Source organism: Terriglobus sp. YAF25 (assembly GCF_052113305.1).
Lineage (GTDB): Bacteria > Acidobacteriota > Terriglobia > Terriglobales > Acidobacteriaceae > Terriglobus.
This window is the reverse complement of the sequence record NZ_JBFRCY010000429.1, coordinates 1-4001: the sequence shown is the minus strand read 5'-3', so window position 1 is coordinate 4001 and position 4001 is coordinate 1. Positions and strand designations below refer to the sequence as shown.

Annotated in this window: 2 protein-coding genes and 1 pseudogene; all 3 read right to left on the bottom strand. The window is 58.9% G+C overall.

The genetic code is table 11. The features are described from left to right. Nucleotides 1-325 precede the first annotated feature (325 nt). A complete protein-coding gene (locus AB4043_RS17230; RefSeq protein ID WP_442303446.1) occupies nt 326-1669 on the bottom strand; it encodes an acetamidase/formamidase family protein in 1344 nt (447 codons plus the stop codon). Between the two features lie 152 nt (nt 1670-1821). Beyond that, nucleotides 1822-3156, bottom strand: a complete 1335-nt coding sequence (locus AB4043_RS17225; RefSeq protein ID WP_442303445.1) for an acetamidase/formamidase family protein — start codon at nt 3154-3156, stop codon at nt 1822-1824. Between the two features lie 75 nt (nt 3157-3231). Further along, nucleotides 3232-4001 (bottom strand): annotated as a pseudogene (locus AB4043_RS17220) (hypothetical protein); the annotation flags it as partial.

The following is a 4001-nucleotide window of genomic DNA, read 5'->3' as shown; positions in this document are numbered from 1 at the left end:
CGGAAGAGGAGTGCAGCGGCGTTTTCATTGCGGAAAACGCCCATAGATGCAGAAACCCCACACTACAYCTACAGGAAAAATGCTCGAGTTGCGGACGCAGCCCACCGTGCGGTTCGTAAGAACCATTGTGGACGGATACTCAAGAGCCGAACGACAGCATGCAGAGAAAGCTTCAACGATCCCGCAGCTCGAAACAGGCGAATCCGGCTCATCAGCCCTGGGCGTTTGGTACACGTATCTCCCGGAGTTTTTCAGAGAATTTTTTCTATTCCGGGACGAGATTGTGGTTAATGTATCCCGAAAAAGACGAATCCGCACCTGTTTTCTACTTCATCGTGGAAAGAATGCTCTTCGGCACTTTCGCCGCAACGTTGTACTTCGCATCCACCAGCTCCGTGATGTCGTACTTCAGCGTAGACGCAAACAGGATCGCTACCTCGCTGTCGTTCAGGCCGTACTGCTTCTTGATCCACGTAGCAAGCTGCGATGTAGCCACCTGGATCGATTCTGGAACAGATCCCGTCACGCCGAACGCAATCAGATAGTCCTTCGTCTCCGCACGCACCTGCCCGGTTGAGTCGCCTCTGATCACTTCCACTGAGAAGTCCACATCCATCGATGTCTCCAATGCACTCCCCGTCAGTTCTCCATCACCCATCGCGGCGTGGCCATCGCCCATACCCAGCAACGCGCCCGCATGAAAGACCGGGAGATAGACCGTCGTGCCCTCCACGTTGTCGTTGTAATCCAAATTGCCGCCGAACGGCCCCAGATCGCCGCCGCGGTACTGCTCGTCTCCCGGAGGAGCCACTGAGATGCAGCCAAGCATCGGCTTCAACGGCACACTGTAGTTCTTCATGTGCTCGGAAGGATGCGCCGGAACCGCGATTCCTTTCTCCGGCAACAACGTCCACTCTCCGCTGAAATCAGCATCATACTTCGCGCCCACCAGATAGGCCGCCGTCACCGCATGCGCGTTGATCCTGGTTCCCTGGCGTGCTGTCGCACGATTGGTGCGCACCTTCAGCAGATGCAGCGCCAGCGTATCGCCGGGCAAAGCACCCTCTACATAAAAGGGACCGATGTTCGAGTCGCCACCGCGATGACGAATACCCTTCGCATCCACACCACCGGCATCCGCGGTCCACGTGTGGACGACATCGCCCACAAAGATATGCAGCGCCGGCGTCACCGATGCCGAGTAGGTCGCATACAGTTCCTTCGGTTCGAATTTGATCGAGCGCGGTGTCGCAGGCGGTGTCGCCGCGCGGTCCATCGTCCAGCTCACCGTGGCCTCGGCTGCTCCTCTGCCGCCACCACCTCCACCAAAGCCGCCACCGGCGCCGAAGCGATTCCGCATCGCCATGGTTCCGCTACCTGCAAAGCTCGCTCCAGTCAGGGTCGCGCTCAGCTTGCCTGCGGGCTTGCCGTCTTCGTCCGTCAACGACAACTCAAGCTTGTCACCGGCCAGCGTTCCCTCCACCTTCGACGTGCCCCAGCTTCCGATCACCTTGTCTCCCTGCACCTGCAGCGAGACATGCGCATACTGCGGCTCACCCGGCGTCGCCACCTTTGCAACCCACTCGCCGGAAACATCCGCGGCCAGGGCCAGACGCGCGCACATCATGACACCGGCTACAGCTGCAATCCTCATCCACTGCTTCACCATCACGAACTCCTCTTTCCTTTTGTTGCAGCTGGAGCAATTCTCCTAAAGGTATAGAGCGGAATCTTGGCTGTTTGCGCCGTTTTCCTTCGAAGAAAACGGCATTCGCAGATTTATCCAGAGCTACAGTATTAGGAGAATTGCTCTAATGGGAATTACTTATTCAGCAGGGCGACCGCGCTCTTCGGCACCTTCGCCACAACATCGAAGTGCGGATCCACAAGCTCGGTGATGTCGTACTTCAGCACATCGCCGAAGAACAACGCGATCTCGCTGTCTGTAAGCTTGTAGTCCTTCTTCATCCAATCCGCCAGTTGCGTGGTGGCCAGCTGAATCGACTCCGGCACGGACCCCGACACGCCGAACGAGACCAGATAGTCCTTTGTCTCCGCCCGCACCTGCGGCGTCTGATAGCCCTTGATCACATCTACCGTGAAGGTCACATCCACCGAGGTCTCAAGCCCTGTGCCGACCACCTCGCCATCGCCCATCGCTCCATGCGCATCGCCAAAGCCAAGCAGCGCGCCTGGATGGAAGACAGGCATGTACATCGTCACGCCCTCGGTGTTGTCGTTGTAGTCGAGGTTGCCGCCGAAGACGCCGAGATCAGTGCCGCGATACGCCTCCTCTGCCGGAGGCGCTACCGAAATGCAGCCCAGCATCGGCTTAAGCGGGATCGTCAGATGCGGCAGACCTGGCGTCGCCGGCAATGTCGCCATACCCTTCTCCGGTTCCTGCTTCCAATTGCCATTGAAGCTCGGATCATACTTCGCCGCTACCGCGTATGCCTGCGTCACCGCATGTTGATTGAAGCGGCTGCCCTGGCGGCCGATCGGCTTATTGACGCGGATCTTGCTAAACTTCACCACCAGCGTATCGCCCGGCAACGCTCCCTCGACATAGAACGGGCCAACATTCGCATCGCCGCCGGTTCCATGCCGCGTTGCATTCGCATCGCGCCCGGCCGTATCCATCGTGCGCGTGTTTACCGTGTCACCAGGAAAGATATGCAGTGCCGGCGGCTCTGCCGCGGAATAGATCGAATAGAAGACCTTGGGCTCGTAGTCGTATGTCTTCGCCGCAGCAGGAGCCTTCACTGGACGCGTGAGCAACCACGTTACATCCATTGGCGGCTGCGCCGGTCCTCCCGGACGTCGCGCCAGCGTCACACTGCCGTCGCCGGTCAACCTCTCTCCGTTGACAGCGCCTTTCAGGCTGCCGGCGGTCTTTCCGCCCGCATCCAGAAAAGTAAGCTCGACCTTACCGCCGTTCAGCGCTCCCTGCACGGCGAAGCTTCCCCATGTTCCGCTCAGCTTCGTTCCCTCGGCCGCCAGCGTTACATGCGCATACTGGGCCGTGTACTGCGAGTCAAACGGGCCGCTGATCTTGCCTACCCACTCCCCCGCGACATCAAGCGCGCTGCAATAACGAGAGAGAACCAGGACAGCCAGAACTACCAGGAATCGTACGTTGCGATAGCACTTCATCATCACACTCCGAAAAAATTGTGCGGCCGCCACAGCCCCTGCAGCGGCCGCACCCTGAAAAGGCTAGTTCAGGAATTGCTAAAACAGGATCTTCAAAGCAAGCTGCACGTTGAACGGCTCTCCCGCTCCGATACCGGGAGCGCTGGAACCGCCGGCAGTCGCCGTGACCTGTCCTGTTGTTTGCGTATTCGAGGTCAGGGAGTTGGCCGCGAATGTCGGATTGGAGTAGTTGTACCGGTTGAAAACATTGAACATCTCGCCGCGGAACTGCGCCCGTATGCCCTCGCGCAGAGGAACGTTCTTGAAGATCGAGAGATCCACCGAAGCATATCCCGGACCATAGAACTGTCCTACCCGGGTCGTTCCTACCGTCAACGCCGCAGGCGAGACAATTGCCAGCGGATTGAACCACTGGATGTAAGGCACGCCTTTGCTGAGCGCATAATCGATCGACTTGCTGGTGCCGCCGCYGACACATGTCGACCCCGAATCGCAGTACAGCGGGTTGCCGCTCAGGCTGGCACGGTCAGCGCCCTCGCCCAGCCCCAGGCCGGAGTTGTTGGCGGAGCTGCTCGCCGTAATCGGCTTACCGCCGCGGAGCCACAATAGGCTGCTCGCCTGCCAGTCATGCGTCAGCCACTTCGGTCCCCGCTTCAACCCCGGAACGTCATAGGTGAAGAATCCCTTGAACTGATTACGGACGTCATTCGCCAGATTGCCGTAATCGAGATTGGGATTCGTGTTGTCCGTCGGCAGCGCTGTATTGCTGCCAAGGTTATGCGACCACGTATACGAGTACTCCGAGATCAACCCATGCCAGTTGCGTGTCTTGATCAGCGCCTGCAGGC

Bases quoted from the DNA above. Each gene is read 5' to 3' on its own strand.
- AB4043_RS17230 (WP_442303446.1), bottom strand. From the start codon at position 1,669: ATGGTGAAGCAGTGGATGAGGATTGCAGCTGTAGCCGGTGTCATGATG.
- AB4043_RS17225 (WP_442303445.1), bottom strand. From the start codon at position 3,156: ATGATGAAGTGCTATCGCAACGTACGATTCCTGGTAGTTCTGGCTGTC.